Annotated in this window: 21 protein-coding genes and 6 tRNA genes; 6 read left to right on the plus strand and 21 right to left on the minus strand. The window is 54.6% G+C overall.

What is annotated here, in order from left to right:
- Window positions 1–4 precede the first annotated feature (4 nt).
- From OTG14_RS01930 to nagB, 11 genes are all read right to left on the minus strand, one after another.
- Window positions 5–79 (minus strand) — tRNA-Gln (locus OTG14_RS01930).
- A gap of 42 nt (window positions 80–121) precedes the next feature.
- Window positions 122–198 (minus strand) — tRNA-Met (locus tag OTG14_RS01935).
- A gap of 17 nt (window positions 199–215) precedes the next feature.
- Window positions 216–290: transfer RNA gene (locus OTG14_RS01940), tRNA-Gln, on the minus strand.
- A gap of 32 nt (window positions 291–322) precedes the next feature.
- A tRNA-Gln gene (locus OTG14_RS01945) sits at window positions 323–397 on the minus strand.
- 23 nt (window positions 398–420) lie between these two features.
- Window positions 421–505 (minus strand) — tRNA-Leu (locus tag OTG14_RS01950).
- An 8-nt stretch (window positions 506–513) separates the two neighbouring features.
- A tRNA-Met gene (locus tag OTG14_RS01955) sits at window positions 514–590 on the minus strand.
- 226 nt (window positions 591–816) lie between these two features.
- On the minus strand, window positions 817–2,481 hold the full coding sequence (gene asnB / locus OTG14_RS01960; protein ID WP_010428626.1) for an asparagine synthase B: 1,665 nt from the start codon (window positions 2,479–2,481) through the stop codon (window positions 817–819).
- A gap of 249 nt (window positions 2,482–2,730) precedes the next feature.
- Window positions 2,731–3,483, minus strand: coding sequence for a ribonucleotide monophosphatase NagD (gene nagD / locus OTG14_RS01965; RefSeq protein WP_023310763.1), 753 nt, complete (start codon window positions 3,481–3,483; stop codon window positions 2,731–2,733).
- A gap of 46 nt (window positions 3,484–3,529) precedes the next feature.
- Complete coding sequence (gene nagC, locus OTG14_RS01970; RefSeq protein ID WP_157188775.1) at window positions 3,530–4,750, minus strand: DNA-binding transcriptional regulator NagC; 1,221 nt, start codon at window positions 4,748–4,750, stop codon at window positions 3,530–3,532.
- An 8-nt stretch (window positions 4,751–4,758) separates the two neighbouring features.
- The gene (gene nagA, locus OTG14_RS01975; RefSeq protein WP_024907026.1) at window positions 4,759–5,907 is read right to left on the minus strand and encodes an N-acetylglucosamine-6-phosphate deacetylase; all 1,149 of its coding nucleotides are present in this window, start codon (window positions 5,905–5,907) and stop codon (window positions 4,759–4,761) included.
- Window positions 5,908–5,962: 55 nt separating this feature from the next.
- Entirely contained in the window at window positions 5,963–6,763 is an 801-nt protein-coding gene (gene nagB, locus OTG14_RS01980) for a glucosamine-6-phosphate deaminase (RefSeq protein ID WP_023310765.1), read from the minus strand.
- Window positions 6,764–7,092: 329 nt separating this feature from the next.
- Between nagB and nagE the strand changes: the two genes are divergently transcribed.
- The 4 genes from nagE to chiQ all read left to right on the plus strand — a co-directional run bounded on the left by nagE (window position 7,093) and on the right by chiQ (window position 13,172).
- Window positions 7,093–9,114 carry an N-acetylglucosamine-specific PTS transporter subunit IIBC gene (gene nagE, locus OTG14_RS01985; protein WP_024907027.1) on the plus strand — a complete coding sequence of 674 codons (2,022 nt, stop codon included), beginning with the start codon at window positions 7,093–7,095 and terminating at the stop codon, window positions 9,112–9,114.
- 169 nt (window positions 9,115–9,283) lie between these two features.
- On the plus strand, window positions 9,284–10,951 hold the full coding sequence (gene glnS, locus OTG14_RS01990) for a glutamine--tRNA ligase (protein ID WP_032649541.1): 1,668 nt from the start codon (window positions 9,284–9,286) through the stop codon (window positions 10,949–10,951).
- A 446-nt stretch (window positions 10,952–11,397) separates the two neighbouring features.
- Window positions 11,398–12,795 (plus strand): chitoporin ChiP, encoded by a 1,398-nt coding sequence (gene chiP / locus OTG14_RS01995; protein WP_032649540.1) that lies wholly within the window; start codon window positions 11,398–11,400, stop codon window positions 12,793–12,795.
- 47 nt (window positions 12,796–12,842) lie between these two features.
- Window positions 12,843–13,172, plus strand: coding sequence for a ChiQ/YbfN family lipoprotein (gene chiQ, locus OTG14_RS02000; protein WP_024908817.1), 330 nt, complete (start codon window positions 12,843–12,845; stop codon window positions 13,170–13,172).
- A 96-nt stretch (window positions 13,173–13,268) separates the two neighbouring features.
- On the opposite strand, the gene fur is transcribed toward chiQ, so the two are convergent.
- From fur to ybfF, 4 genes are all read right to left on the minus strand, one after another.
- Window positions 13,269–13,715 carry a ferric iron uptake transcriptional regulator gene (gene fur / locus OTG14_RS02005; RefSeq protein ID WP_023310771.1) on the minus strand — a complete coding sequence of 149 codons (447 nt, stop codon included), beginning with the start codon at window positions 13,713–13,715 and terminating at the stop codon, window positions 13,269–13,271.
- Window positions 13,716–14,005: 290 nt separating this feature from the next.
- Complete coding sequence (gene fldA, locus OTG14_RS02010) at window positions 14,006–14,536, minus strand: flavodoxin FldA (RefSeq protein WP_008501067.1); 531 nt, start codon at window positions 14,534–14,536, stop codon at window positions 14,006–14,008.
- A gap of 155 nt (window positions 14,537–14,691) precedes the next feature.
- Window positions 14,692–14,979: a LexA regulated protein gene (gene ybfE, locus OTG14_RS02015; RefSeq protein WP_024908816.1), complete on the minus strand. Its 288-nt coding sequence runs from the start codon at window positions 14,977–14,979 to the stop codon at window positions 14,692–14,694.
- Window positions 14,980–15,107: 128 nt separating this feature from the next.
- Window positions 15,108–15,881 (minus strand): esterase, encoded by a 774-nt coding sequence (gene ybfF, locus OTG14_RS02020; RefSeq protein ID WP_024908815.1) that lies wholly within the window; start codon window positions 15,879–15,881, stop codon window positions 15,108–15,110.
- 183 nt (window positions 15,882–16,064) lie between these two features.
- Between ybfF and seqA the strand changes: the two genes are divergently transcribed.
- Together seqA and pgm are read left to right on the plus strand one after the other, a co-directional pair.
- On the plus strand, window positions 16,065–16,613 hold the full coding sequence (gene seqA / locus OTG14_RS02025) for a replication initiation negative regulator SeqA (RefSeq protein WP_267214509.1): 549 nt from the start codon (window positions 16,065–16,067) through the stop codon (window positions 16,611–16,613).
- Between the two features lie 24 nt (window positions 16,614–16,637).
- On the plus strand, window positions 16,638–18,278 hold the full coding sequence (gene pgm / locus OTG14_RS02030) for a phosphoglucomutase (alpha-D-glucose-1,6-bisphosphate-dependent) (RefSeq protein WP_267214510.1): 1,641 nt from the start codon (window positions 16,638–16,640) through the stop codon (window positions 18,276–18,278).
- A gap of 104 nt (window positions 18,279–18,382) precedes the next feature.
- Here pgm and potE read toward each other — a convergent pair whose 3' ends face one another.
- The 6 genes from potE to kdpC all read right to left on the minus strand — a co-directional run bounded on the left by potE (window position 18,383) and on the right by kdpC (window position 26,466).
- Window positions 18,383–19,696 (minus strand): putrescine-ornithine antiporter, encoded by a 1,314-nt coding sequence (gene potE, locus OTG14_RS02035; protein ID WP_014831099.1) that lies wholly within the window; start codon window positions 19,694–19,696, stop codon window positions 18,383–18,385.
- The gene (speF, locus tag OTG14_RS02040; RefSeq protein WP_032649529.1) at window positions 19,693–21,891 is read right to left on the minus strand and encodes an ornithine decarboxylase SpeF; all 2,199 of its coding nucleotides are present in this window, start codon (window positions 21,889–21,891) and stop codon (window positions 19,693–19,695) included. Before speF ends, potE begins: the two co-directional genes overlap by 4 nt.
- Window positions 21,892–22,145: 254 nt before the next feature.
- On the minus strand, window positions 22,146–22,250 hold the full coding sequence (speFL, locus tag OTG14_RS02045) for a leader peptide SpeFL (RefSeq protein WP_003858645.1): 105 nt from the start codon (window positions 22,248–22,250) through the stop codon (window positions 22,146–22,148).
- A 278-nt stretch (window positions 22,251–22,528) separates the two neighbouring features.
- Window positions 22,529–23,206 carry a two-component system response regulator KdpE gene (gene kdpE / locus OTG14_RS02050; RefSeq protein ID WP_024908812.1) on the minus strand — a complete coding sequence of 226 codons (678 nt, stop codon included), beginning with the start codon at window positions 23,204–23,206 and terminating at the stop codon, window positions 22,529–22,531.
- On the minus strand, window positions 23,203–25,890 hold the full coding sequence (gene kdpD, locus OTG14_RS02055; protein WP_024908811.1) for a two-component system sensor histidine kinase KdpD: 2,688 nt from the start codon (window positions 25,888–25,890) through the stop codon (window positions 23,203–23,205). Before kdpD ends, kdpE begins: the two co-directional genes overlap by 4 nt.
- Entirely contained in the window at window positions 25,891–26,466 is a 576-nt protein-coding gene (kdpC, locus tag OTG14_RS02060) for a potassium-transporting ATPase subunit KdpC (protein ID WP_267214511.1), read from the minus strand.
- Window position 26,467 lies beyond the last annotated feature (1 nt).

Here is a 26,467-nt window from a genome sequence, read left to right on the forward strand (position 1 = left end):
AAATTGGCTGGGGTACGAGGATTCGAACCTCGGAATGCCGGAATCAGAATCCGGTGCCTTACCGCTTGGCGATACCCCAACAATTTTTTTTCATTACCGAACAACATCGATAATCTAAATTTGGTGGCTACGACGGGATTCGAACCTGTGACCCCATCATTATGAGTGATGTGCTCTAACCAACTGAGCTACGTAGCCAGTACTGCAATCTTCGATGGCTGGGGTACCTGGATTCGAACCAGGGAATGCCGGTATCAAAAACCGGTGCCTTACCGCTTGGCGATACCCCAATACCGCGGAGAACCGCAAAATCGAAGAAATATGGCTGGGGTACCTGGATTCGAACCAGGGAATGCCGGTATCAAAAACCGGTGCCTTACCGCTTGGCGATACCCCATCCGTGCAACGCTTACCCGGGAATGGTGCGGGAGGCGAGACTTGAACTCGCACACCTTGCGGCGCCAGAACCTAAATCTGGTGCGTCTACCAATTTCGCCACTCCCGCAAAAAAGATGGTGGCTACGACGGGATTCGAACCTGTGACCCCATCATTATGAGTGATGTGCTCTAACCAACTGAGCTACGTAGCCATCTTTTTTCGCGTTACCTTATCGGCGTTGCGGGGCGCATTATGCGTATAGACCCTTGCAGCGTCAACACCTTTTTCAACGAAAATAGCCGGAATGTGACTGTTTGGTTAGGTTGCGAACAGCGTGACCGAATATTCGGCAATTATTGGTTATTAATCGGTTTTAGCTGTGCAAAAGCGGGGCAAAAAAAATCAGGCCCCGCAGGGCCTGATGATGAAATACGCGATTATTTGTAGGCTGACTGGTGAACGCCTACCGCACGTCCTGACGGATCGTTCATGGATTTGAACGATTCATCCCATTCAATCGCTTTGGCAGACGAGCAGGCGACGGACGGGCCACCCGGCACACACTCCGCAGCGCTCGGTACCGGGAACAATTCTTCAAAAATTTCACGGTAGAGATATGCTTCTTTCGAACCCGGCGTGTTGTACGGGAAGCGGAAGCTTGCGGTTTCCAGCTGTTGGTCAGAAACCTGTTTCGCCGCGACCTCTTTCAGGGTGTCGATCCAGCTATAACCTACGCCATCAGAGAACTGCTCTTTCTGACGCCACGCCACGCTCGCCGGCAGGTAGGATTCAAAACATTCACGCAGGATATGTTTTTCCATTTTGCCGTTGCCGCACATCTTGTCCTGCGGGTTGATGCGCATCGCCACGTCGAGGAATTTCTTATCCAGGAACGGCACGCGCGCTTCCACGCCCCAGGCGGACATCGCTTTGTTGGCACGCGCACAGTCGAACATGTGCAGCGCCTGCAGTTTACGCACGGTCTCTTCGTGCAGCTCTTTGGCATTCGGCGCTTTGTGGAAGTACAGGTAGCCGCCAAACACTTCGTCAGAACCTTCACCGGAGAGCACCATCTTGATGCCCATCGCTTTGATCTTACGTGACATCAGGTACATCGGGGTCGAGGCGCGGATGGTGGTCACGTCATAGGTTTCAATGTGATAGATCACATCGCGGATCGCATCCAGACCTTCCTGCACGGTGAAATGAATTTCATGGTGCACGGTCCCCAGGTGGTTTGCCACTTCCTGCGCGGCTTTAAGGTCAGGTGCGCCTTCCAGGCCCACGGCAAAGGAGTGCAGCTGTGGCCACCAGGCTTCTGAGCGCTCCTGATCTTCCACGCGACGGGCCGCGAATTTCTTGGTGATCGCGGAGATCACGGAGGAGTCCAGACCGCCGGAGAGCAGCACGCCGTAAGGCACGTCGGACATCAGGTGGCTTTTCACGGAATCTTCCAGCGCCTGACGTAGCTCGGCTTTGTCCGTGACGTTGTCTTTTACCGCGTCGTAGTCGAACCAGTCACGCTGATAATATTGACGGATCTCGCCGTCTTTGCTCCACAGGTAGCTGCCTGCCGGGAACTCTTTGATGGTGCGGCAGACCGGTACCAGGGCTTTCATTTCAGAAGCAACGTAGAAGTTGCCATGCTCATCGTGGCCCATGTACAGCGGGATAATGCCGATATGGTCGCGGCCAATCAGGTAAGCGTCTTTTTCGCTGTCGTACAGCGCGAAGGCGAACATGCCCTGCAGGTCGTCCAGGAACTCAGGCCCTTTCTCCTGATACAGCGCCAGGATCACTTCACAGTCAGAACCGGTCTGGAACGCGTAGCGGTCGCCGTATTCGGCGCGCAGCGCCTGGTGGTTGTAGATCTCACCGTTGACAGCCAGCGCGTGCGTTTTTTTCTCGTTATACAGCGGCTGTGCACCGGCGTTGACGTCAACAATAGACAGACGTTCGTGAGCCAGAATCGCTTTGTCACTGGCGTAAACGCCTGACCAGTCCGGTCCGCGATGGCGCATCAGGCGGGACAGTTCGAGTGCCTTTTTACGCAGTTCGCCTGCGTCAGTTTTAATATCCAGTACGCCAAAAATTGAACACATAACCTTCTCCGTTAACCCTGTTGCTTTGTAATGTTGCTTGCTTATGAAAATGCCGCAAAGGGGCAGGGCGCGCAAGCGTTTTACGGGTGAAAACGGAAATAGTGCAATGGCGGTTGCCGATCTGTGAAAAATGCGTATGTCATGAGCGCTTTTATTGATGATTATGCAATGAAAGCGCTTTTCCGTTAGATGCAGTTGTGTTTTACAGGCGAGAAAATAAAAAACCACGCCCTGAGGCGTGGTTCGGAATCAGATAATGTCGATTTCGTCGACGGAGGGGTAAATCCAGCTTGGCCGGAACGGCATCGAATCAATGTCATCAAGCTGAGAGACGCCAGAGAGGACCAGAATCGTCTCCAGACCCGCCTGGAAACCGGCCAGAATATCGGTGCGCAGGTTGTCGCCGACAATCACGGTTTCTTCAGAGTGGGCCTGCATTTTGTTCAGTGCGGCACGAATGATCCACGGGCTCGGTTTCCCGACAACGAACGGCTGACGACCAGAGATTTTTTCGATACCGGCACACAGCGCGCCGCAGGCCGGATAAAAACCGCGGCCGTGGGTATCCGGGTTGGTGGCGATAAAGCGCGCACCGCTGGCGACAAAGTATGCAGCTTTATGCATCATCTCCCAGTTAAAGGATCGCGTTTCGCCAACAATCACAAAGTCCGGGTTGACGTCGGTGATGGTAAAGCCCGCTTTGTATAGTTCATGGATCAGCGCACCTTCACCCACCACGTAGGCTTTTTTCCCTTCCTGACGCTTCAGAAAATCCGCCGTGGCCATCGCCGAGGTATAAAACACGCTGTCCGGGACATCTACACCCGCCGTGGCAAAGCGGTTTGCCAGATCCTGACCGGTCTGAGAAGGGTAGTTCGTGAGAAGAACCAGAGGCATTCCTTTGTCGATGATGCGGTGAAGAAACTCCGCAGCACCCGGCACGGCAACGTTGTCGTGCATCAGCACGCCGTCGATATCACAAATTACATTCTTAATGGTCATGGACAGTCCGACATTAAAAAAAAGAAGGCGTTACTATAAGGTCCGATCAACTTTCCAGCAAATGCTGCAGCAGAATTCCGTTGAGCATGGCGCGTTTGACCAGCGCGAACGCGCCAATCGCCGAGCGATGGTCAAGCTTTGAACGAACCACCGGAAGATTCTGGCGGAATGCTTTCAGCGCCTGGGTGTTAATACAGCCTTCAATCGCGGGGAGCAGCACCTTTTCCGCTTCCACAATTTCACCGGCGATCACCACTTTTTGTGGGTTAAACAGGTTAATGGCGATGGCGATAGTTTTCCCCAGATGGCGCCCCACCTGCTCGATCACTTCACAGGCCAGCGCGTCGCCTTTATTAGCGGCTTTGCAGATGGTGCCTATTTTGCAGTCGTCCAGCGTGACGCGGCTTTGGTAACCCTGTTCAAGCAGATGGCGGACGCGCTGCTCGATGGCCGTGTTGGCGGCGATGGTTTCAAGACAGCCGAAATTGCCGCAGTGGCAGCGCTCCCCAAGGGGCTCAACCTGAATGTGGCCAATCTCACCGACGTTACCGTTGCGACCAATAAAAATACGGCCGTTAGAGATAATGCCCGCGCCCGTTCCGCGGTGAACGCGCACCAGAATAGAGTCTTCACAGTCCTGACTCGCACCAAAGTAGTGCTCCGCCAGCGCCAGCGAGCGAATATCGTGGCCCACAAAGCAGGTCACTTTAAAACGCTTTTCCAGCGCATCGACCAGCCCCCAGTTTTCAACCGGAATGTGCGGCATATAGCGGATCACGCCGCTTTCCGGGTCGACCAGGCCGGGCAGAATTACGGAGATAGCGATGAGTTCGCGGATCTTGCGCTGACAGCTTTCAATAAACTGCTCGATGGTATTCAGCAGCGCATGCTCCAGCGTCTCCTGGGTGCGCTCCGGAAGAGGGTAGTGCTCTTCCGCGATGGCTTTACTGCTCAGATCGTATAGCGTGAGCGTGGTGTCATGACGGCCCAGACGGACGCCAATTGCCTGAAAATTACGGGTTTCAGTAATAATGGAGATGGCGCGACGGCCTCCGGTGGAGGCCTGCTGATCGACTTCTTTGATCAGACCGCGCTCAATAAGCTGGCGGGTAATTTTTGTCACGCTGGCGGGTGCAAGCTGGCTTTGTTCGGCTATCTGAATTCGCGAGATGGGGCCGTGTTGGTCAATCAGGCGATATACCGCCGCACTGTTAAGTTGTTTAACGAGATCGACATTACCGATTTGAGCTTGTCCGCCAGGTGTCATACTTTTACTTACTCAGTGACGACCTCGTTACCATTAACGATGGTCTTAATAATTTTATAATCGTGTGTGAATGCCGTCAGGTTTGCAACCATACCTGGTGCAATTCCGCCTAGCTGTTTATCCACGCCCATTGCGCGAGCCGGATAAAGGGTTGCCATACGCAGGACTTCATCAAGCGCAATCCCGCAATGCTCAACCAGGTTACGCACCCCTTCAATCATGGTCAAAGAGGAACCACTCAGCGTACCGTTTTCATCAACACACAGTCCATTGCGGTAGTATATTGTTTTACCGGCAAAAATGAACTGCTCAATATTTGCACCTGCCGGTGCAGTGGCATCCGTCACCAGACAAAGCTTGTCACCTTTCAGCCGCTTAGCATTGCGAATGTTGGTGTAATCAACGTGTAAGCCGTCAGCAATAATACCGCAGTAGACGTCTGGCTCATCCAGAATCGCCCCGACCAGACCCGGTTCACGGCCTGTGATATACGGCATGGCGTTGTAAAGGTGCGTCGCGAAGGTAATGCCCGCGCGGAAACCGGCTTTCGCTTCTTTCAGCGTCGCGTTTGAGTGACCGGCTGAAACGATAATCCCGGCGGCAGCAAGTTTGCTGATGACATCCGTACCCGTCATTTCAGGTGCCAGCGTCACTTTGGTGATCACATCGGCGTTGGCACACATGTAGTCAACCAGCTCCGCATCAGGCTTACGCACGTAATTCGGGTTATGCGTTCCTTTCTTGACCATGTTCAACCATGGCCCTTCAAGGTGCAGACCCAGCGCCTGATTAGGATGTTTGGCCAGATATTCACGCATCACGCGGATACCCTGCTTCATGAGGTCATCACTGCTGGTGATGAGCGTTGGCAGATAGCTGGTGCAGCCCGATTTCTCATTGGCTTTTTGCATGATCTCCAGCGTTTCGACCGTTACCGCTTCGGCGGTATCATTGAATTGCACACCGCCGCAGCCGTTGAGCTGAACGTCGATGAAACCGGGGGAGATTACTGCTCCATTGAGTGAGCGCTGTTCAATCTCCGGCGGCAGTTCTGCCAGCGGGCAAACACGTTCAATCAGGCCATCAGCGATAACAATCGCATGGTCATCCAGAATTTCATGGCCGGTATAAATCCGACCGTGGGTTAAAGCGTACATAACGACCCCCGGTTAAAAAAAGCGGCCGCCTCCTGATGAAGAGGCGGTTATTCAATTACAGACCTTTAATATTCTCGGCTTCTAACTCGTTGAAGTATTTCAGCGTTTTTACCTTCAGCTCCATCGTGGACGGTTCGTCACAGACGATGACGGATTTCGGATGCAGCTGCAGGCAGCTGATGGTCCACATATGGTTAACGTTGCCTTCAACGGCAGCCTGGAGCGCCTGCGCTTTCACGCCGCCCAGCACCAGAATCATCACTTCTTCGGCATCCAGCAGGGTGCCTACGCCTACGGTCAGGGCGTATTTTGGAACCTGGTTAACATCGCCGTCAAAGAAGCGGGAGTTTGCCACGCGCGTGTCATGGGTCAGCGTTTTAATACGGGTGCGGGAAGCCAGAGATGACGCCGGTTCGTTAAACGCGATATGACCATCATTACCTACACCACCCATGAACAGGTGGATCTTACCGTAAGAACGGATTTTTTCTTCATACTGACGGCATTCTGCGTCAATATCCGGCGCGTTTCCATTCAGCAGGTTAATATTTTCAGATGGAATATCAACGTGATCAAAGAAATTGCGGTGCATAAAGCTATGGTAGCTTTCCGGGTGGTCTTTCGGTAAGCCAACGTATTCATCCATATTGAAGGTGACAACATGTTTGAAGCTAACCTGGCCTGCTTTATGCATTTCAACCAGCGCCTTATAGGCTGTCAGCGGCGTGCCGCCTGTTGGAAGTCCAAGAACGAAAGGACGATCGGCAGTCGGCTTGAATGCGTTAATGCGGTTTACGATATGGCGAGCGGCCCATTTACCAACTTGTTCAGCAGTTGCCAGGGGAATCAGTCTCATTGTTCACCTCGAGAGTTAAAGTAGAAGAGTGGGCGGATGGCTATCGGAACCTGATACTTAAGCGTAACCTGGAAACTTTCAGGCCGGATCAATCCGTCTTGATTTTTTGAATGATAAAATAAGTTTTCGCTGTTAGCCAGTATAAGGGAGGGTGAATAACGATATTTGGTGACAAAAATCACAAAAGGTACGCGTTTAATTTGCGATACGAATTAATTTTTCACACACTCACAATGCCAGTGAATCATCAACTGTATCTATAGTTCGTGACACAATAAAAAAACAGAGCTGAGAACATGCCTTAAACGGGGTCTCATAGGGGGAAGAAAGTGAGTATTCTAGGTTATTTACAAAAGGTTGGTCGCGCACTGATGGTGCCGGTCGCCACGCTGCCTGCCGCAGCCATCCTGATGGGTGTCGGCTACTGGATCGACCCCAACGGCTGGGGTAATACCAGCGCGCTGGCGGCGTTCTTTATCAAGTCGGGCTCTGCCATTATCGACAACATGTCCGTGTTGTTTGCTATTGGTGTGGCTTATGGTATGTCCAAAGACAAAGACGGTGCCGCTGCGCTGACCGGTTTTGTCGGTTTCCTTGTGTTAACCACTCTCTGCTCACCGGCAGCGGTGGCCATGATCCAAAAAATCCCGGCGGACCAGGTTCCGGCGGCATTTGGTAAGATCAGTAACCAGTTTGTCGGTATCCTTGTGGGTATCATCTCCGCTGAACTGTATAACCGCTTCAGCAGCGTAGAGCTGCCAAAAGCGCTCTCCTTCTTTAGCGGCCGCCGTCTGGTCCCCATCCTGACCTCGTTTGTGATGATCGTTGTTGCGTTCATCATGATGTACGTCTGGCCGATGATCTTCGACGGTCTGGTGAACTTCGGTGAGCACATCCAGAAACTGGGTTCTGTCGGTGCGGGCGTGTACGCGTTCTTTAACCGTCTGCTGATCCCGGTCGGTCTGCACCACGCGCTGAACTCTGTATTCTGGTTCGATGTTGCCGGTATTAACGATATTCCTAACTTCCTGGGTGGCGCACAGTCCATCGAAGCAGGTAAAGCGGTTGTCGGTATCACCGGTCGTTACCAGGCTGGCTTCTTCCCGATCATGATGTTTGGTCTGCCGGGAGCTGCGCTGGCTATCTACCACTGCGCACGTCCAGAGAACAAAGCGAAAGTGCTGGGTATCATGATGGCGGGGGCGTTCGCGGCCTTCTTCACCGGTATCACCGAGCCGCTGGAGTTCTCCTTCATGTTCGTGGCGCCAGTTCTGTATGTGATCCACGCTGTGCTGACCGGTATCTCCGTGTTCATCGCTGCCAGCATGCACTGGATTGCCGGTTTCGGCTTCAGTGCGGGTCTGGTGGATATGGTGCTTTCTTCCCGTAACCCGCTGGCAACACACTGGTGGATGCTGATTCCACAAGGTCTGGTGTTCTTCGCGATCTACTACATGGTGTTCCGTTTCACTATCACCAAATTCAACCTGATGACCCCGGGTCGTGAGCTGGCCGTGGCCGGTAGCGAAGCGGATGGTCAGGATGTGAACGTGAGCGGTGCTCAGGATCAGGACGTTTCAGGTCTGGCGCGTCAGTACATCGCCGCTGTTGGCGGTTCTGACAACCTGACTGGTATCGACGCCTGTATCACCCGTCTGCGTCTGAACGTGAAAGATTCTTCCCTGGTGAACGAAGCGCTGGCCAAACGTCTGGGTGCTTCCGGTGTTATCCGCCTGAACAAAACCAGCGTGCAGATTATCGTTGGCTTCGTGGCAGAGAAAATTGCTAACGCCATGAAAACCACCGGTCCGGTAGCCGCAGCAGAAGCTTCTGCCGCACCTGCCGCCGCGCCAGCGGCTGCAAAACCGCAGGCAGTACCTAACGCCAAAACGGTAGCCGCGCTGGTTTCACCGGTAACCGGTGAAGTCGTTGCGATTGAGCAAGTGCCTGACGAAGCCTTCGCCAGCAAAGCGGTCGGTGACGGTGTGGCGGTGAAACCAACGGAAAAAACCGTTGTGTCTCCGGCGGCTGGTACCATCGTGAAAATCTTCAACACCAACCACGCGTTCTGCCTCGAAACCGAAAATGGTGCGGAGATCGTTGTCCATATGGGTATCGATACCGTTGCGCTGAACGGTCAGGGCTTTACTCGCCTGGTGGAAGAGGGCGCTGAAGTGGTGGCAGGGCAGCCGATTCTGGAAATGGATCTGGACTTCCTGAACGCCAACGCGCGCTCCATGATAAGCCCGGTGGTTTGCAGCAACATTGACGACTTCAGCGGTCTGGTCATCCAGGCGAAAGGTCAGGTTGTTGCGGGTCAAACACCGCTATATGAGATTAAAGGCAAGTAATCGCTCCTGAGTAGAGTCATGCCTTAAGCGGCGGGGGATATCCTCCGCCGCTTTTTTTTGCAGCAAATGCCCCCATTATTTTCTTCAGAGACGTTTTAAGGGTTGTCACTACGTCCGGCTTATAAGATCATACGCCGTTATACGTTGTTTACGCTTTGAGGAATCCACGATGAGTGAGGCAGAAGCCCGCCCGAGTAACTTTATTCGTCAGATCATCGATGAAGATCTGGCCAGTGGTAAGCACACCACAATCCATACCCGTTTCCCGCCGGAGCCGAACGGCTACCTGCACATCGGGCATGCAAAATCTATCTGCCTGAACTTTGGCATTGCCCAGGACTACCAGGGCCAGTGCAACCTGCGTTTCGATGACACCAACCCAGTAAAAGAAGACATCGAATACGTTGAGTCCATTAAGAACGACGTGCAGTGGCTGGGCTTCAACTGGTCTGGCGACATCTGCTACTCCTCTGACTATTTCGATCAGCTGTACGCCTATGCGGTAGAGCTTATCAACAAAGGTCTGGCGTATGTCGACGAGCTGTCTGCTGACGAAATCCGCGAATACCGCGGTACGCTGACCGCGCCGGGCAAAAACAGCCCGTTCCGCGATCGCAGCGTGGAAGAGAACCTGGCGCTGTTTGAAAAAATGCGTGCCGGCGGCTTCGAAGAAGGCAAAGCGTGCCTGCGTGCCAAAATCGACATGGCGTCTCCGTTCATCGTGATGCGCGATCCGGTGCTGTACCGCATCAAGTTCGCAGAACACCACCAGACCGGTAACAAGTGGTGCATCTACCCGATGTACGACTTTACCCACTGCATCAGCGATGCGCTGGAAGGCATCACTCACTCGCTGTGTACGCTGGAGTTCCAGGATAACCGTCGTCTGTACGACTGGGTGCTGGATAACATCACCATTCCTGTGCACCCGCGCCAGTACGAGTTCTCTCGTCTGAATCTGGAATACACCGTGATGTCCAAGCGTAAGCTGAACCTGCTGGTGACCGACAAGCACGTTGAGGGCTGGGATGACCCGCGTATGCCGACCATCTCCGGTCTGCGCCGTCGTGGTTACACCGCGGCGTCAATCCGTGAATTCTGCAAGCGTATCGGCGTGACCAAGCAGGATAACACCATTGAGATGGCTTCCCTGGAATCCTGCATTCGTGAAGATCTCAACGAAAACGCCCCGCGCGCGATGGCGGTTATCGACCCGGTGAAACTGGTCATCGAAAACTATCCGCAGGGTGAAAGCGAGCTGGTCTCCATGCCTAACCATCCGAACAAACCGGAAATGGGAAGCCGTGACGTGCCGTTCAGCGGCGAGATCTGGATTGACCGCGCTGACTTCCGCGAAGAAGCCAACAAGCAGTACAAGCGTCTGGTGCTGGGTAAAGAAGTGCGTCTGCGTAATGCTTACGTCATCAAAGCCGAGCGCGTTGAAAAAGATGCGGAAGGGAATATCACCACCATCTTCTGTTCTTATGACGCTGAAACGCTGAGCAAAGATCCTGCTGACGGCCGTAAAGTGAAGGGCGTTATCCACTGGGTGAGCGCATCCCACGCGCTGCCGGTAGAAATTCGTCTGTACGATCGTCTGTTCAGCGTGCCTAACCCGGGTGCGGCGGAAGACTTCCTGGCGACCATCAACCCGGAATCGCTGGTGATCAAGCAGGGTTATGCGGAACCTTCTCTGAAAGCCGCTGAAGCGGGCAAAGCGTTCCAGTTCGAACGTGAAGGTTACTTCTGCCTGGACAGTCGTTACAGCACCGCGGAAAAACCAGTATTTAACCGTACTGTAGGTCTGCGTGATACCTGGACGAAGATCGGCGAATAATATTGCTGCTCTGGTCAATGAGAGACAAACGCCGCACTGTGCGGCGTTTTTTTATATAACGATCAGGGTATTAAGCCAGGGCCTAAAGAGGTGTCATGAAAATATCAGGTCAATGAGGTGCTACTTATTTTTTAAAAAAAAGTTTGTGCCATTGCGAAAATCAAAAATGTTACATAAAAGGAAAGAGATACCACGTCTACCCACTGAAATACCTGATAATTCCCCATCATTCCTCGCCTTCCCGTAAATGTTACAAAGCACTACCAATTATGTGCACTTCGTCATAATCCTGACTTTTGTCCGCTAAAAAGCATTGATAATTCGCGTCGCGAAAAATAACCTAAAGACGGTAGTTAATTCGAGGGTATTTAAAACTACCCCTGACCATTTGGTCTTTTTTATTTACGCCGTTTCAGGCGTTTTAATTCGTCAAAGAGGAATAATCTATGCGTACGTTCAGTGGCAAACGTAGTGCGCTGGCGCTGGCTATTGCCGGTGTGACAGCAATGTCGGGACTTGTGATTGCGCCAGAGGCAAAAGCAGCGGGTTTCATCGAAGATTCTACCCTCACGGGCGGTATTTATTACTGGCAGCGTGAGCGTGACCGTAAAGACGTCACTGAAGATAAATACAAAACCAACCTTTCTCACTCCACCTGGAACGCCAACCTGGACTTCCAGTCAGGCTATGCCGCGGATATGTTCGGTCTGGATATTGCTGCGTTTACCGCGATTGAAATGGCGGAAAACGGCGACAGCGGCCACCCGAACGAAATCGCCTTCTCCTCCAGCAACAAAGCCTATGATGAAGACTGGTCCGGGGATAAGAGCGGTATAAGCCTTTACAAAGCCGCGGCGAAATTTAAATACGGTCCGGTATGGGCGCGCGGCGGTTATATTCAGCCAACTGGCCAGACTCTGTTAGCGCCACACTGGAGCTTTATGCCGGGTACCTATCAGGGTGCGGAAGCGGGGGCTAACTTTGACTACGGTGATGCGGGTGCGTTGAGCTTCTCCTATATGTGGACCAACGAGTACAAAGCGCCTTGGCACATCGAGATGGACAAGTTCTACCAGAACGATAAAAAAACCAAAGTCGATTACCTGCACTCGCTGGGCGCGAAATACGACTTCAAAAACGATCTGGTGCTTGAAGCGGCATTTGGTCAGGCACAAGGCTATATCGATCAGTACTTTGCCAAGGCCAGCTATAAGTTTGATGTCGCGGGTAGCCCGCTGAGTACCAGCTACCAGTTCTACGGTACGCGCGATAAAGTCAGTAACGGTGGGGTCAATGACATTTATGACGGCACCGCGTGGCTGCAGGCACTCACCTTCGGCTACAAGGTTGGTCAGGTTGATTTGCGTCTGGAAGGCACATGGGTGAAGGCGGAAGGGCAGCAGGGCTACTTCCTGCAGCGTATGACTCCGACCTACGCCTCCTCCAACGGCCGTCTTGATATCTGGTGGGATAACCGCTCAGACTTCAACGCCGACGGCGAGAAAGCGGTCTTCTTCGGTGCAATGTACGACCTGAAAAACTGGAACCTGCCTGGCTGGGCGGTGGGCGCTTCTTACGCTTACGCCTGGGACGCAAAACCTGCCGATATGGCAACACCGGACGCATACTACGATCCCAACTATCGCCTGAAAGAGTCTTCCTACAGCCTGGATGCAATCTATACCCTGCAGGATGGCCGCGCGAAAGGCACGATGTTCAAACTGCACTTCACCCAGTATGACAACCACTCCGATATCCCGAGCTATGCGGGCGGTTACGGCAACATCTTCCAGGATGAACGTGACGTGAAATTCATGGTTATCGCCCCATTCACCATCTTCTGATAAACGCACTGGCGGGCTGAGTCCCGCCGGTATGGAGACTGTATATGATGAAAAAAATCGTAGTCGTCGCGTTGCTGGCATCAGGGCTGGTGGCGTGTGCGCAGACTCAGGCACCAAAAGAGGACTCCCGCCTGAAGGAGGCATATAGCGCCTGCATTAATACTGCGGAAGGTTCGCCGGAAAAAATTGAAGCCTGTCAGAGCGTGCTAAACGTGCTGAAGAAAGAGAAAGCGCATGAGCAGTTCGCGACGCAGGAAAATGTCCGCGTAATGGATTACCAGGCCTGTATCCAGGCGCGTAAAACCGGTAACGATCAGGAAGTGGCGAAGCGTTGCGACCAGATTTGGAAAGAAATTCGAAGCAATAACAGTAAGTAACTCGCTGTTATCATGCCCGGTGGCGCTGCGCCACCGGGCATTTTTTTAGGCAAAAAAAAGCCAACCTTACGGCTGGCTCAGAGTATGAACACTTGTTTATTTCGCGTCGTGCGCGTGGTCGTCTTCGCGGCAATCGCCTTCAGCACAATGACCGTAAAGGTACAGGCTGTGGTTGGTCAGGCGGATGCCATGACGCGCGGCGATTTCACGCTGGCGTGATTCGATGGAATCATCGCTGAATTCAATGACCTTGCCGCAATCGAGGCAGATCAGGTGATCGTGGTGCTGCTGCTGGGTCAGTTCGAAAACAGATTTACCGCCTTCGAAATTATGACGGGTAACAATGCCCGCGTCATCAAACTGGTTCAGCACGCGATAGACGGTAGCCAGCCCAATCTCTTCACCCATGTCGATAAGACGTTTATAAAGGTCTTCCGCACTGACATGGTGATTGTCTGGACCCTGAAGCACTTCAAGGATTTTTAACCGAGGAAGCGTAACTTTCAGGCCAGCCTTCTTTAATGCGGTATTGTTGTCAGTCATGCGGAATCTGTCCTGTTGCTAAACGATTCACTTCTGTAGGAAGTGACAGAAAATGCACCTGGGATAATGCGTCTCATTATAGAACTGCCATGGCTAAATGAAAACTGCAAGTCTCAGGCAAAATATGCTTATAAAAATGGGGTATCACCAACAAACTTGCTCAATGGAAAACCACATTTTATCAGGGAGACATTGTACAGGTCTGGGCGAAAAAGTTAAAAGATTGTAGCGATTAATTTAATCGGTTTGACCTGGGGCATGGGCGCAACCGCAGTTGCGCCGCGAAATAATCAGGCGTTCAGAATATCGTCCAGGTGCAGTTCTTCACGGATCTGCTTCACCCACTTCTCAACACGCTCGGCGGTCAGTTCTGGCTGACGGTCTTCGTCGATGGCCAGACCCACGAAGTGATCGTCATCGGCCAGGCCTTTAGACGCTTCGAAGTGGTAACCGGCGGTCGGCCAGTGGCCTACAATAACCGCGCCATTCGGCTCAATGATGTCGCGGATGGTGCCCAGCGCGTCACAGAAGTATTCGGCGTAGTCTTCCTGATCGCCACAGCCAAACAGGGCGACCAGCTTACCGTTGAAGTCGACTTCTTCCAGCGTCGGGAAGAAATCATCCCAGTCGCACTGGGCTTCACCGTAGTACCAGGTTGGGATACCCAGCAGCAAAATGTCATAGCCTTCCAGATCTTCTTTGCTGCTCTTGGCGATGTCATGCACATCAGCAACGTCTTTACCGAGCTGTTTTTGAATGTTTTTTGCGATATTTTCGGTATTGCCGGTATCACTGCCAAAGAAAATGCCGATGATTGCCATGAGTAAAATAACCTCTTGAAACTTAATAGTATGGTGGCGCAATTCGGCCACGGATAAGGGCAATAATAGCAGAACTGGCAACCCTGCGGAAACAGCTATCGCGCAGGACTGCACTCTGTGCTACATGAAAAGGGCGATAAAGGGGATTTTCAGACTTATGCCTGGCCGCGTAACGTTTCAAGCTGAGCGATCAACATCTCTTCAATGAGTTCACTGCGGCTGATATTTCGCGCGTCGGCCAGCTCGTTCAGCGCATCGACGGCGTCGGCGTTAAGCTTCAGTTCGACACGCTTAAGCCCACGATTTTTATCGCGTTTAAGCTGGTTGCGTTTATTGATACGCAGCTGTTCATCGCGCGAAAGCGGATTCGTCTTGGGTCGTCCCGGGCGACGCTCATTCGCGAACAGATCTAGTGTCGTACGGTCCGTTTGTTCTTTGGCCATGATTCTGAGACTTCGGGGGAAACACGCCGCCCTGCTAATGCCCGGGCGATAAGCGCGCCATCATACATCACCAAAAACGGCACGCCAACGACTGGACGCCTGCAGCCTTCCAGTCGCTCTCTTTTTAATCAATTTGCAGTATCAGCAAGATAGCGGCGAATGGCGCGCAGCACGGCGTCAGGTTTTTCCGCATGCACCCAGTGCCCGGCACCGGCAATAACGTGGGCGCGAGCCTGCGGGAACTGGGCCAGCAGCGTGTCGCGGTACGCGTCGGTTACGTAAGGTGAGTTTCCGCCGCGAATAAAGAGGGTAGGGTGCGGCCAGGCGGGGACGGTTTTCCAGCCCACGATGTTGTTGTACTGGTCCCAGAGCACCGGCACGTTAAAACGCCATTGCCCGTCAACAAACGACTTCAGCAGGAACTGCACGACGCCTTCTTCATCAAGATGCTCACGCATGACGGCAGCCGCCTGTTGGCGTGTCGCGACACCCGCTTCTGTGACCGCATTAATGGCGGCAAAAATCTCGTCGTGACGACGGACGTCATAATCCACGGGCGCGACGTCAATTACCACCAGGCCGCTAATACGGTCCGGGGCCAGTGCCGTCAGGGCCATCACCGCTTTACCACCCATTGAATGCCCGATCAGCGTTACCTTCTGCAGGCTATGTGCGTCCAGCGTATCCAGCAGATCCTGCGCCATCGCCGCGTAGGTCATCTCGTCGGAACGCCCGGAAAGACCGTGATTGCGCATATCGACCTGTAAAATATCGTGGTCGGTAACCAGATCGCGTGCCAGCACGCCCAGGTTATCCAGGCTGCCAAAAAGCCCGTGAACCAGTACGATGGGAGAATTATTGTTCGGCGATTGTGCAGTTTGCGCTCGGGTATTCAATTTCATGGCAAAGTTCTTTTTTTACGTATGTCAGGTTAGGGTATCATGTTGACCATTCTGCCGCCCGGCTGCAAGGTTCCAGTTTAATCTGACTTTTGCCGCCAACCTGGTTTGACGCTATCCGCTGTTGGGATTTGACCTTATAATCCCAATGACTTGTATTCAGATAAGATATCGCACTGGATTAAGATGAAAACAATCGAAGTTGATGACGAACTCTATCAGTATATTGCCAGCCAGACGCGGCATATCGGGGAGAGCGCGTCCGACATTTTACGGCGCATGCTTAAAATTTCCGCCGCTTCACAGCCTGCTACCCCAGTCACCAAAGATGTCGTGTCTCAGCCGAGCGTTGTTGCACAAGCAAAACCTGCCGTGACGCCGGCAAAAGATAAAGTGCGCGCGATGCGCGAGCTGCTGCTCTCCGATGAATATGCGGAACAGAAAAAGGCGGTTAACCGCTTTATGCTGGTGCTGTCTACACTTTATTCACTGGATAACAAAGCGTTTGCTGAAGCGACCGAGTCGCTGCACGGTCGTACTCGCGTCTATTTCGCGGGCGACGAGCAGACGCTGCTGCAAAATGGCAATCAAACCAAACCCAAACATGTTCCTGGCACCCCGTACTGGGTGATCACCAATACCAATACGGACCGCAAGTGCAGCATGATTGAACACATCATGCAGTCCATGCAGTTCCCGGCGGAATTGATTGAAAAGGTTTGCGGTACAATTTAACCCTTGCATCAGAAGGACCCGGTAATGGCAAATCACAGCCGTGCAGGCCAACCTGCACAACAAAGCGATTTGATTAACGTCGCTCAGCTGACCGCGCAGTATTACGTGCTGAAGCCGGTCGTGGGCAACGCAGAACACGCAGTGAAGTTTGGTACATCTGGTCACCGCGGCAGCGCGGCGCGCCACAGCTTTAACGAACCGCACATTCTGGCCATTGCTCAGGCCATTGCGGAAGAGCGCGCTAAAAACGGCGTTACCGGTCCGTGCTACGTGGGGAAAGATACCCATGCCCTGTCTGAACCGGCGTTCATCTCTGTTGTGGAAGTGCTGGCTGCAAACGGCGTCGATGTCATTGTTCAGGAGAACAATGGCTTCACCCCAACGCCTGCGGTCTCTAACGCTATCCTGGTACACAACAAAAAAGGTGGCGCGCTGGCTGACGGTATCGTTATCACGCCATCCCACAACCCGCCGGAAGACGGTGGCATCAAATACAACCCGCCTAACGGTGGCCCGGCCGACACCAACGTCACCAAAGTGGTGGAAGATCGTGCGAACGCGTTGCTGGCTGACGGCCTGAAAGGCGTGAAGCGCATCTCTCTGGATGCGGCCATGGCGTCCGGCCGCGTGAAAGAGCAGGATCTGGTTCAGCCGTTCGTGGAAGGGCTGGCGGATATCGTCGATATGGCGGCCATTCAGAAAGCTGGCCTGAAGCTGGGCGTGGATCCGTTGGGCGGCTCCGGTATCGAATACTGGAAGCGTATCGCCGAGCATTACAATCTGGATCTGACCATCGTGAACGATCACGTCGATCAGACCTTCCGTTTTATGCACCTGGATAAAGACGGCGCGATCCGTATGGACTGCTCTTCCGAGTGCGCAATGGCGGGCCTGCTGGCGCTGCGTGATAAATTCGATCTGGCGTTTGCTAACGACCCGGATTATGACCGTCACGGTATCGTCACCCCTGCCGGGCTGATGAACCCGAACCACTATCTGGCGGTTGCGATTAACTACCTGTTCCAGCACCGTCCGCAGTGGGGCAAAGAGGTGGCCGTCGGTAAAACGCTGGTTTCCTCGGCGATGATCGACCGCGTGGTCGAGGCGCTGGGCCGCAAGCTGGTGGAAGTGCCGGTGGGCTTCAAATGGTTCGTTGACGGTCTGCACGACGGCAGCTTTGGTTTCGGTGGTGAAGAGAGCGCGGGGGCCTCTTTCCTGCGTTTCGACGGCACGCCATGGTCAACCGATAAAGACGGCATCATCATGTGCCTGCTGGCGGCGGAAATCACCGCGGTCACCGGTAAAAACCCGCAGGAACATTACAATGATCTGGCGGCACGCTTTGGTGCACCAAGCTATAACCGTATTCAGGCTAGCGCGACGTCAGCTCAGAAAGCGGCCCTGTCCAAACTCTCTCCGGAGATGGTCAGCGCAAGCACCCTGGCAGGTGACCCGATCACCGCGCGTCTGACGGCGGCACCGGGCAACGGTGCCTCCATTGGTGGGCTGAAAGTGATGACCGAAAACGGCTGGTTCGCCGCGCGTCCATCCGGTACGGAAGATGCGTATAAAATCTATTGCGAAAGCTTCCTCGGCGCTGAGCACCGTCAGCAGATTGAGAAAGAAGCGGTAGAGATTGTCAGCGAAGTGCTAAAAAACGCGTAAGTGCGGTTTGTGTGCGGGCTGATGCCCTCACCCCGGCCCTCTCCCACAGGGAGAGGGAGAAAACAATAAAAACGGCAACCCTTGGGTTGCCGTTTTGCTTTTACCTAACTGTGCTTGTTCTTCAATTCAAACCGTGGTGACACCAGACCGTACAGCGTCCAGCCCATAAAGGTCACCATCGCGCCATACAGCATCGCTTCCTGGCCGGATGAGTAGAGCGCGTAGAAGCTGTAGATTGCCCCAATCAGCGCCACGATATTCGCCGCACGCGCTTTGCGCGGATCCACCTTCGCGACTTTCTGAATAATCACCAGCGCCGCCATCGACAGAATATACGGAATGATATTTGTCACGACCGCCAGGTTGACCAGCACGTTGAACTGGCTGTTTAGCGACGGGCTAATGGTCATCAGCGACAATCCGCTCTGGAAGATGACAATCGCCAGCATGCCCTGCACCGGCGCATCGGCTTTGGTCACGCGGGAGAAGATTTTTGGGAAGTAACCTTCATCAGCCGAAGATTTAAACACCTGTGCGATGGTGAACTGCCACCCAAGGAGTGAACCGCAGCAGGACATCACCATCAGACCCATGATCACTTTCCCGACTTCCGGAGTGAACATCTGCGCGAAGGCCAGCCCGAACGGCGCCGTGGAGTTGGCCAGATCCATATTCGGTACGATGCCCGCAATGACGTTAGTCGAGACGATATAGATCACCGCCGCGCCCAGCGTTCCGCCAAGGACCGCAATCGGCACGTTCTTTTCAGGATTCTCCACCACTTCCGCGTTCGCGCAGGCGGATTCCAGCCCCAGGAAAGCCCAGAGCGTCATAGCGATAGAAGAGCCCACAGCGGTAAAGAACGGCACATGGTGCGGGTTCCAGGAGTTGGCGTACAGCGTCGGGCTGAACCAGAACCAGCCGATGATGCACAGGCCGACAACCGGGATAATCACGCCCCAGACGGTGATGCTGGAGAGCTGTCCGGTGATACGCGCGCCGCCAAAGTTAGCCACGGTGCAGATCCACAGAACCCCGATGGTCGCCAGCCCAATTTGTACCGGGCTGAGCGTCGCGCCAAACAGCTCCGTACCGTAACCTACGGCGGAGATGGCAATCGCCACGTTGGCGATCAGCAGCGACACGCCGTAGGTGTAGTTGGCCATAAAGTTGCCCGACTTGCCAAAGGCGTATTCGGCATAGCCCCCCATCCCGCCTGACTTACGACTGAACATCCCGCACTTGGCGAACGCCCACGCCAGCGCCATTGAACCGACTGCCGTCACCAGCCAGGAGATGATAGAGATGGTACCCACCTCTGCAAGCTTGGTGGGCAGCATGATAATCCCGGAGCCCATCATGTTCACCATGGTGAGGATGGTCAGCTGCACCACGCCCATCTTATTGGACTTACTCATAATTTCTCTCCTTTCAGCAGCGCGGGCTGAGCGGCGGGTTGTTTGATGACATTGCAGCGAACCTGTTTGCGGCCCTCACACTCCTCGACGTAAACACCCTGCAGCTCCGGCGCGAAGCCCGGCAGAAGGTTGATGCCTTCTTCCAGGGCGGCAAAGTAGCGCAGCACGGAACCGCCCCAGACTTCCCCTGGGACAACACACAGCACCCCCGGCGGATAAGGAAGGGCGCCTTCGGCGGCGATGCGGCCTTCCGCGTCGCGCAGGGAGACCAGCTCAACTTCACCGCGCAGATAGGCGTAGTTCGCGTCCTGCGGGTTCATCATCACGCGTGGGAAGTGAGACTTGCGGAACATCTCTTTCTGCAGCTGTTTCACGTTGTGGCGGGCGTACAGGTCATGCATCTCCTGGCAGATCTGGCGCAGGGTGTAATCCGCGTAACGTTCCGGATGCTGTTTGTAGAGAGAAGGCAGGACCTCTTTCAGCGGAACATCGCTCTCGAGCAGTTTCTCGAAGCGCACCAGCTGGGCAACTAACTGTTGAAGTTTGCCCATATCTTCCGCAGGCGTGAGCAGGAACAGGATCGAGTTGAGATCGCATTTTTCCGGCACGATGCCGTTTTCACGCAGGAAGTTGGCGAGGATAGTGGCGGGCACGCCGAAGTCGTCATACTCCCCGGTGCGGGCGTTAATGCCCGGCGTGGTCAGCAGGAGCTTGCACGGGTCGATAAAATACTGATGCTCTGCGTAGCCTTCAAAAGCGTGCCAGTTTTCACCCGGTACGAAGTGGAAGAAGCGCAGATCGGTTGCAATCTCCGCCGTGTCCCAGCTTTCCCACGGACGGCCATCCACCGTCTCCGGCACGAAGGGACGCAGATACTGGCAGTTCTCCAGGATCAGCTTGCGCGCTTCGATACCGTTCACCACGCAGTCCATCCACATGTTGCGGCCGCTCTGGCCTTCATGCATACGGGCGTTAATGTCCAGCGCGGCAAACAGCGGATAGAACGGGCTGGTGGAGGCGTGCATCATAAAGGCATTATTCAGCCGCTTATGCGGGACATAGCGCTGCTGGCCTTTGATATGGCTGTCTTTCTTGTGAATTTGCGAGGTCTGGGAGAAGCCTGCCTGCTGTTTATGCACGGACTGGGTGACCAGGATCCCCGGATCGTTTTCGTTCAGCTCCAGCAGCAGCGGCGAGCAGTCGGCCATCATCGGAATAAACTGCTCGTAACCCACCCAGGCCGAGTCAAACAGGATGTAATCACACAGGTGCCCAATCTTATCCACCACCTGACGGGCGTTATAGATGGTGCCATCGTAGGTACCCAGCTGGATCACCGCCAGACGGAACGGACGCGCATCGCGTGCACGGCCCGGCGCCACCTCTGCCACCAGCTCTCGTAGATAACTCTCTTCAAAGCAGTGGGCGTCAATGCCACCAATGAAGCCGTACGGGTTACGCGCGGTTTCGAGATAGACCGGCGTTGCGCCTGCCTGGAGGAGGGCACCGTGATGGTTAGATTTGTGGTTGTTACGGTCGAAGAGTACCAGGTCGCCCGGGGTGAGCAGGGCGTTAAGCACCACTTTGTTGGATGACGAGGTGCCGTTCAGCACGAAGTAGGTCTTATCGGCATTAAAGACCTTCGCCGCATGTTGCTGCGCAATGCACGGCGCGCCCTCGTGAATCAGCAGATCGCCCATTGCGACGTCGGCGTTACACAGATCGGAGCGGAAAAGCGTCTCGCCAAAGAAATCAACGAACTGATTACCGGCAGGATGACGGCGGAAGAACTGGCCGCCCTGATGCCCCGGGCAGTCAAACGCACTGTTGCCCTGCTTCACGTAGTCGACCAGTGCGCGGAAAAACGGCGGGCGCAGCTGGGTTTCGTACTTCAGGGCCGCTGCTTCCAGCTGGCGTCCATAAAAGTCGTTGCTGGTGTCTGAATACTCAAATACGCCATGAATGCGCGATAAATAGTCTGCCGGAATGATCTCTTCTTTATGCGTCGCGACAAAAACAGGAATGCCAAAACCGGTGGCTTCTATTTCGTCCAGGATACCGCTGGCAATATCCGTTACCGCCAGAACAATGGCGGCAACATCAATATAATCAGAAGCGCGGACATCCACCAGTTCACGCTGGGTGGTAAAGCAATCCGGACAGGCACGGCTGGCTGCGATTTTTAAACTTTTCATCTTTCTCTCTTTATTTTAGGTAATAAACGTCCCTCGATTTCTTGCAAGAAAGAAATCGATAATTTTCCGGAAAAAAAGCAAAGGGTGGCCGCTGATTTAAATCAGTGAATTGCTTTTTTGATGATTGAAATTCAGTCCGCCCGGTGCGGATGAGTCTGAATCAAGATGAATGAGCGCACGGGTTCACAGGCAAAAGCCTGTAAAATAAGATGTTTCAGGATGACCTGTAAGCGAGTGCGCCAGAAGTCTAAGGACTACCGGGCATTAAAGAGATGAAAGTCAAAGCAGTTTCGGTGGGCAAACATCATGATATGTGTTGTCCGCCTTATATGGGGCATTAAGCGATTGTTGTTTTCCATGATTCATTTTCCTTTCAGTAATTGAAAGCATGGTCATTTTATCCAGGAAAAGGCGATTAACCGTGAGGTAGATCACCTATAATCGATCAAATCAGAAATAAATATTCGTTTTAGATGAATATCGCAGATCAAAATTCTGATTTGTTGATGATGCGTTAATGGGTTGTGTTATCAATGTTTTAAATGAGCAAAAATAACCCGTAAAAATAACGTATGGGTTATTTGTGAAATATTTTCTGAGGGATTGAGTTTTATTTAGAAATAAAATGAATAGTTATTCAAAGCATAAACCGATAACCGATACCGGTTTCAGTTAATAGATGGCGAGGGCGAGCGGGGTCGACTTCGAGTTTCTGACGAAGATGTCCCATATATATGCGTAAATAATGACTATGTTCCACAGCGTTGGGTCCCCACACCTGACTTAACAGCTGGCGTTGGGTGAGAACCTTACCGTGGTTGTTGAGCAGTACGGCGAGCAGGCGAAATTCTATCGGCGTGAGGTGAATCTCCTCATCGCCGCGCACAATGCGCCGCGCGGCCAGGTCAACCCGGATATCCCCAAACGTGTAGGTTGGGTCAGCAGGCGTGGTTGCGCTGTGGCGACGCAGCGCCACGCGAAGGCGGGCCTGTAGTTCGCCGATCCCAAAAGGTTTAATCAGATAGTCATCCGCCCCGGCATCCAGCGCCGCGATTTTATCCGTCTCTTCAGTACGGGCGGAGAGCACGAGGATCGGCATCTGGCTCCACTGACGGACTTCCCGGATAAAATCGATGCCGTCACCGTCCGGTAGGCCAAGATCGAGGATCACCAGGTCCGGCTTGCGGGTAGCGGCTTCAATTAAACCCCGCTGAAGCGTACCCGCATCATGAACGCGCAGACCGTCTCCTTCCAGCGCAGCGCGCAGAAAACGGCTAATGGCGATCTCATCTTCAACAATCAGAACGTTGATCACAAATCCTCTGGTAATTCATTAAGTTCTGGCGGGGTTTCCAGAGGAAGTGTAACACAAAACCGCGCGCCGCCTTCCGGACGATTCTCTGCGGAAATGGTCCCGCCATGGACGTCAATGATCGCCTGGCAAATCGCCAGCCCCAGCCCGACGCCTGGAATGGCCGACTCCTTATTGCCGCGTGCGAATTTTTCGAAAATAGCCAGCTCCTGCCCGGCAGGGATGCCGGGGCCGGTATCCCAGACGTCAAGACGAAGCGTACCATCGTCCACCGTCGCATCCACCCCAATCCGGGCGCTGGAGCCCGCATATTTGCCGGCGTTCTCCAGCAGGTTGATCAGCACCCGCTCAAACAGCGGACCGTCGACGTGAATTAACGTCAGAGGCTCGGGCATGTTCAGCGCGATATGTCTCCCACCCAGGCCGGGTTCGAGCATTTTCAGGGCGCTGCCCACCACCTCTTCCAGCGTGAGCCACTCTTTTTTGAGGTTAAAACCGCCTGACTGGATACGCGCCATATCGAGCAGGTTATTCACCAGGCGCGTGGTATTCAGCACATGCTGGCGGATCTCGCTGGCCTGAAGGGCGTGTTTAGAGCCTTCCGCCGCCAGGTCAAGCGTCAGGATTTCTGACTGACCAAACAGGACGGTGAGCGGGGTCCGCAGATCGTGAGAGAGCGCCGCCAGCAGCGAGTTACGAATGCTTTCACGCTCGCTCGCCAGACGGGCCTGTTCCTCGCTGGCGGTAAGGGCCAGTCGTTCCAGCGCGCTGGCAACCAGCAGCGTAAACGTCTCCAGTAAACGCTGCTGTTCGGGGATCATCAGCTGGCGCAGGTTGGAAGGCTCTACGATGACCAGCCCCTGATTTTTATCGGCACTGCGCAGCGGCAGAATTTGATAGGGCACGCCGGGGAGGGTGTCGGTCCCTGCGCCCGCCGGTAAGCCTTTGTCAAAGCTCCAGCGCGCGATGGCTTCGTCCCAGGGCGTCATGCCGCTGGCCGAGGTCAGCGGGCGCAGCTTACCGTGTTCGTCCGGGAGTAAAATCAGGTTGCTGGCATGAAACGTCGAGCGAATAAACTGCTCGCTGGTCTGCACGATATCCAGCGGCGTACGGCCCACCGCCAGCGATTTCGACATCTCATAGAGATGGCGCGTACGCTGTTCGCGGTAGCGGGCGATGCGCGCCTGGTAGCGCACGCCCGCCGTCAGATTCCCGATCACCAGCCCGACGGTGAGCATCACCGCAAAGGTGAGAATGTATTGTACGTCCGAGACGGCGAGCGTCCCGCGGGGAGCAATAAAGAACAGATCGAAGCTGATGACGTTGACAACCGTCGCCAGTACCGACGGCCAGCGCCCGTAAAAGAGCGCCACCACCACCACGCCAAGAAGGTAGATCATCACCAGGTTGGCGGCATCAAACGCAATCAGCCACTGGCTGGCAATGACGGTAATCAGGGCGCAGAGCACGACGGCGACAAGACAGCCGCGAAGCTGAATGCGCCATTTATCGCTGAAGGTGCGGCTGTCCGGCGCGCGATTCGGTAAGGGGGTAGGTTTGTCATCCAGCGCCACGATCACCAGATCCAGATCCGGCGCACGACGAGCCAGCTTGTCGGCAAAGGATTCGCGGCTAAACCAGCGGCGATGCTGGCGACGGCCAATGACGATTTTCCCCAGGTTGTGCTCGCGCGCGTAGCGCAGAATGGCTTTATCTTCCTGCGGATCGGAAAGGGTGGCGGTTTCGGCACCCAGCTCCTGCGCCAGGCGCAGCGAACTCAGGATCGCGCGGCGCTGGTTTTCGGGCAGCGCGTGCAGCTGCGGCGTTTCGACATACACCGCATGCCAGACGCTGCCAAATTTGGCAGCGAGGCGCGCGGCGGTGCGGACAAGCTTTTCGTTGCCGCTGCCGTGGCCGACGCACAGCAGGATGGCATCCCGCGTGTGCCAGACGCGTTCCTGGCCCTGCAGGTCGCGCCAGGCGCGCATCTGATCGTCCACCCGGTCGGCGGTTCGGCGCAGGGCCAGCTCGCGCAGGGCAATCAGGTTGCCTTTACGGAAGAAATGTTCGATGGCGCGCTCGGCCTGGCCGGCGATGTAGACTTTGCCTTCATGGAGGCGCTGGCGCAAATCATCGGGGGGCAGGTCGACCAGCACCACCTCGTCCGCGGAATCAAAGAAGGGGTCGGGCACCGTCTCGCGCACCTGAATGCCGGTCACGCCGCTGACCACGTCGTTCAGGCTTTCAAGATGCTGAACGTTAACCGTGGTGAACACATCGATGCCGGCTTCAAGTAGTTCTTCAACATCCTGCCAGCGTTTTGGGTGGCGTGAGCCAGGCGCATTGCTGTGCGCCAGCTCGTCCATCAGGATAAGCGCGGGACGGCGGGCGAGGGCGGCATCGAGATCGAATTCGGTGACTAACCGACCGCGATGGCTGATGCGGCGGGGCGGCTGGGTAGCCAGCCCCTTCAGCAGCGATGCCGTCTCTTTACGTCCGTGGGTTTCAACCACGCCGATCAAAATATCGAGCCCCTGCGCCCGAAGCCGCTGGGCTTCCGTCAGCATGGCGAAGGTTTTCCCGACGCCCGCGCAGGCGCCGAAGAAAATTTTCAGTTTGCCACGATGGGCTTCAGCCGTCTGTTCAAGCAGCCTGTCCGGATCCGGGCGCATGGGCTCGTCGGTCATTTAGTTTTTCCTTAGCGCGTCCAGCGCCAGATTCAGCTCAACAATATTTACCACGGGCATGCCGATGAAGCTGACCAGCGGCTTTTGCGTGTGCTCTGCAACCAGCTGGCTCACCTGTTCGACGCTCAGCTGGCGGGCGGCGGCGACGCGCGGGATCTGCCATGCCACGGCTGACGGCGTCAGGCTGTAGTCCAGCCCGCTGGCCGAGGCGGTCACCAGCTCCACGGGAACGTCACGGCTGGCCTGCGGATTCGCGGTGCGCAGGGCTGCCACGCGCTCAGCGACGGCTTTGTCCAGCTCCGGGTTGCTGCCCGCCAGGTTGCTGCCGCCGGATGCCATCGGATTATACGGGCTTTCGGCAGTGGCGGAAGGGCGTCCCTGGAAGTAGCGGGCATCCGTAAAGTTCTGACCAATCAGGCGAGAACCGCGGTTTTCACCGTTTTGCAGTATCAGCGAGCCGTTAGCCTGATCCTTAAACCACCACTGGCCCAGCGCGGTGGTCACCAGCGGGTACAGCCCGCCGGTAATGAGAGACAGCAGAATAAACAGAAGTATAGCGGGGCGTAACATGGTCATT

The sequence above is a fragment of the Enterobacter pseudoroggenkampii genome (genome assembly GCF_026420145.1).
Taxonomy (GTDB): domain Bacteria; phylum Pseudomonadota; class Gammaproteobacteria; order Enterobacterales; family Enterobacteriaceae; genus Enterobacter; species Enterobacter pseudoroggenkampii.

What these genes read in the sequence shown, in the direction of transcription:
- fldA (WP_008501067.1), bottom strand. Translation starts at nt 14,536, where the DNA reads ATGGCAATCATCGGCATTTTCTTTGGCAGTGATACCGGCAATACCGAA.
- seqA (WP_267214509.1), top strand. Translation starts at nt 16,065, where the DNA reads ATGAAAACAATCGAAGTTGATGACGAACTCTATCAGTATATTGCCAGC.
- pgm (WP_267214510.1), top strand. Translation starts at nt 16,638, where the DNA reads ATGGCAAATCACAGCCGTGCAGGCCAACCTGCACAACAAAGCGATTTG.
- chiP (WP_032649540.1), top strand. Translation starts at nt 11,398, where the DNA reads ATGCGTACGTTCAGTGGCAAACGTAGTGCGCTGGCGCTGGCTATTGCC.
- chiQ (WP_024908817.1), top strand. Translation starts at nt 12,843, where the DNA reads ATGAAAAAAATCGTAGTCGTCGCGTTGCTGGCATCAGGGCTGGTGGCG.
- glnS (WP_032649541.1), top strand. Translation starts at nt 9,284, where the DNA reads ATGAGTGAGGCAGAAGCCCGCCCGAGTAACTTTATTCGTCAGATCATC.
- nagC (WP_157188775.1), bottom strand. Translation starts at nt 4,750, where the DNA reads ATGACACCTGGCGGACAAGCTCAAATCGGTAATGTCGATCTCGTTAAA.
- nagA (WP_024907026.1), bottom strand. Translation starts at nt 5,907, where the DNA reads ATGTACGCTTTAACCCACGGTCGGATTTATACCGGCCATGAAATTCTG.
- fur (WP_023310771.1), bottom strand. Translation starts at nt 13,715, where the DNA reads ATGACTGACAACAATACCGCATTAAAGAAGGCTGGCCTGAAAGTTACG.
- speFL (WP_003858645.1), bottom strand. Translation starts at nt 22,250, where the DNA reads ATGGAAAACAACAATCGCTTAATGCCCCATATAAGGCGGACAACACAT.
- nagB (WP_023310765.1), bottom strand. Translation starts at nt 6,763, where the DNA reads ATGAGACTGATTCCCCTGGCAACTGCTGAACAAGTTGGTAAATGGGCC.
- speF (WP_032649529.1), bottom strand. Translation starts at nt 21,891, where the DNA reads ATGAAAAGTTTAAAAATCGCAGCCAGCCGTGCCTGTCCGGATTGCTTT.
- asnB (WP_010428626.1), bottom strand. Translation starts at nt 2,481, where the DNA reads ATGTGTTCAATTTTTGGCGTACTGGATATTAAAACTGACGCAGGCGAA.
- potE (WP_014831099.1), bottom strand. Translation starts at nt 19,696, where the DNA reads ATGAGTAAGTCCAATAAGATGGGCGTGGTGCAGCTGACCATCCTCACC.
- kdpC (WP_267214511.1), bottom strand. Translation starts at nt 26,466, where the DNA reads ATGACCATGTTACGCCCCGCTATACTTCTGTTTATTCTGCTGTCTCTC.
- ybfE (WP_024908816.1), bottom strand. Translation starts at nt 14,979, where the DNA reads ATGGCCAAAGAACAAACGGACCGTACGACACTAGATCTGTTCGCGAAT.
- ybfF (WP_024908815.1), bottom strand. Translation starts at nt 15,881, where the DNA reads ATGAAATTGAATACCCGAGCGCAAACTGCACAATCGCCGAACAATAAT.
- kdpD (WP_024908811.1), bottom strand. Translation starts at nt 25,890, where the DNA reads ATGACCGACGAGCCCATGCGCCCGGATCCGGACAGGCTGCTTGAACAG.
- nagD (WP_023310763.1), bottom strand. Translation starts at nt 3,483, where the DNA reads ATGACCATTAAGAATGTAATTTGTGATATCGACGGCGTGCTGATGCAC.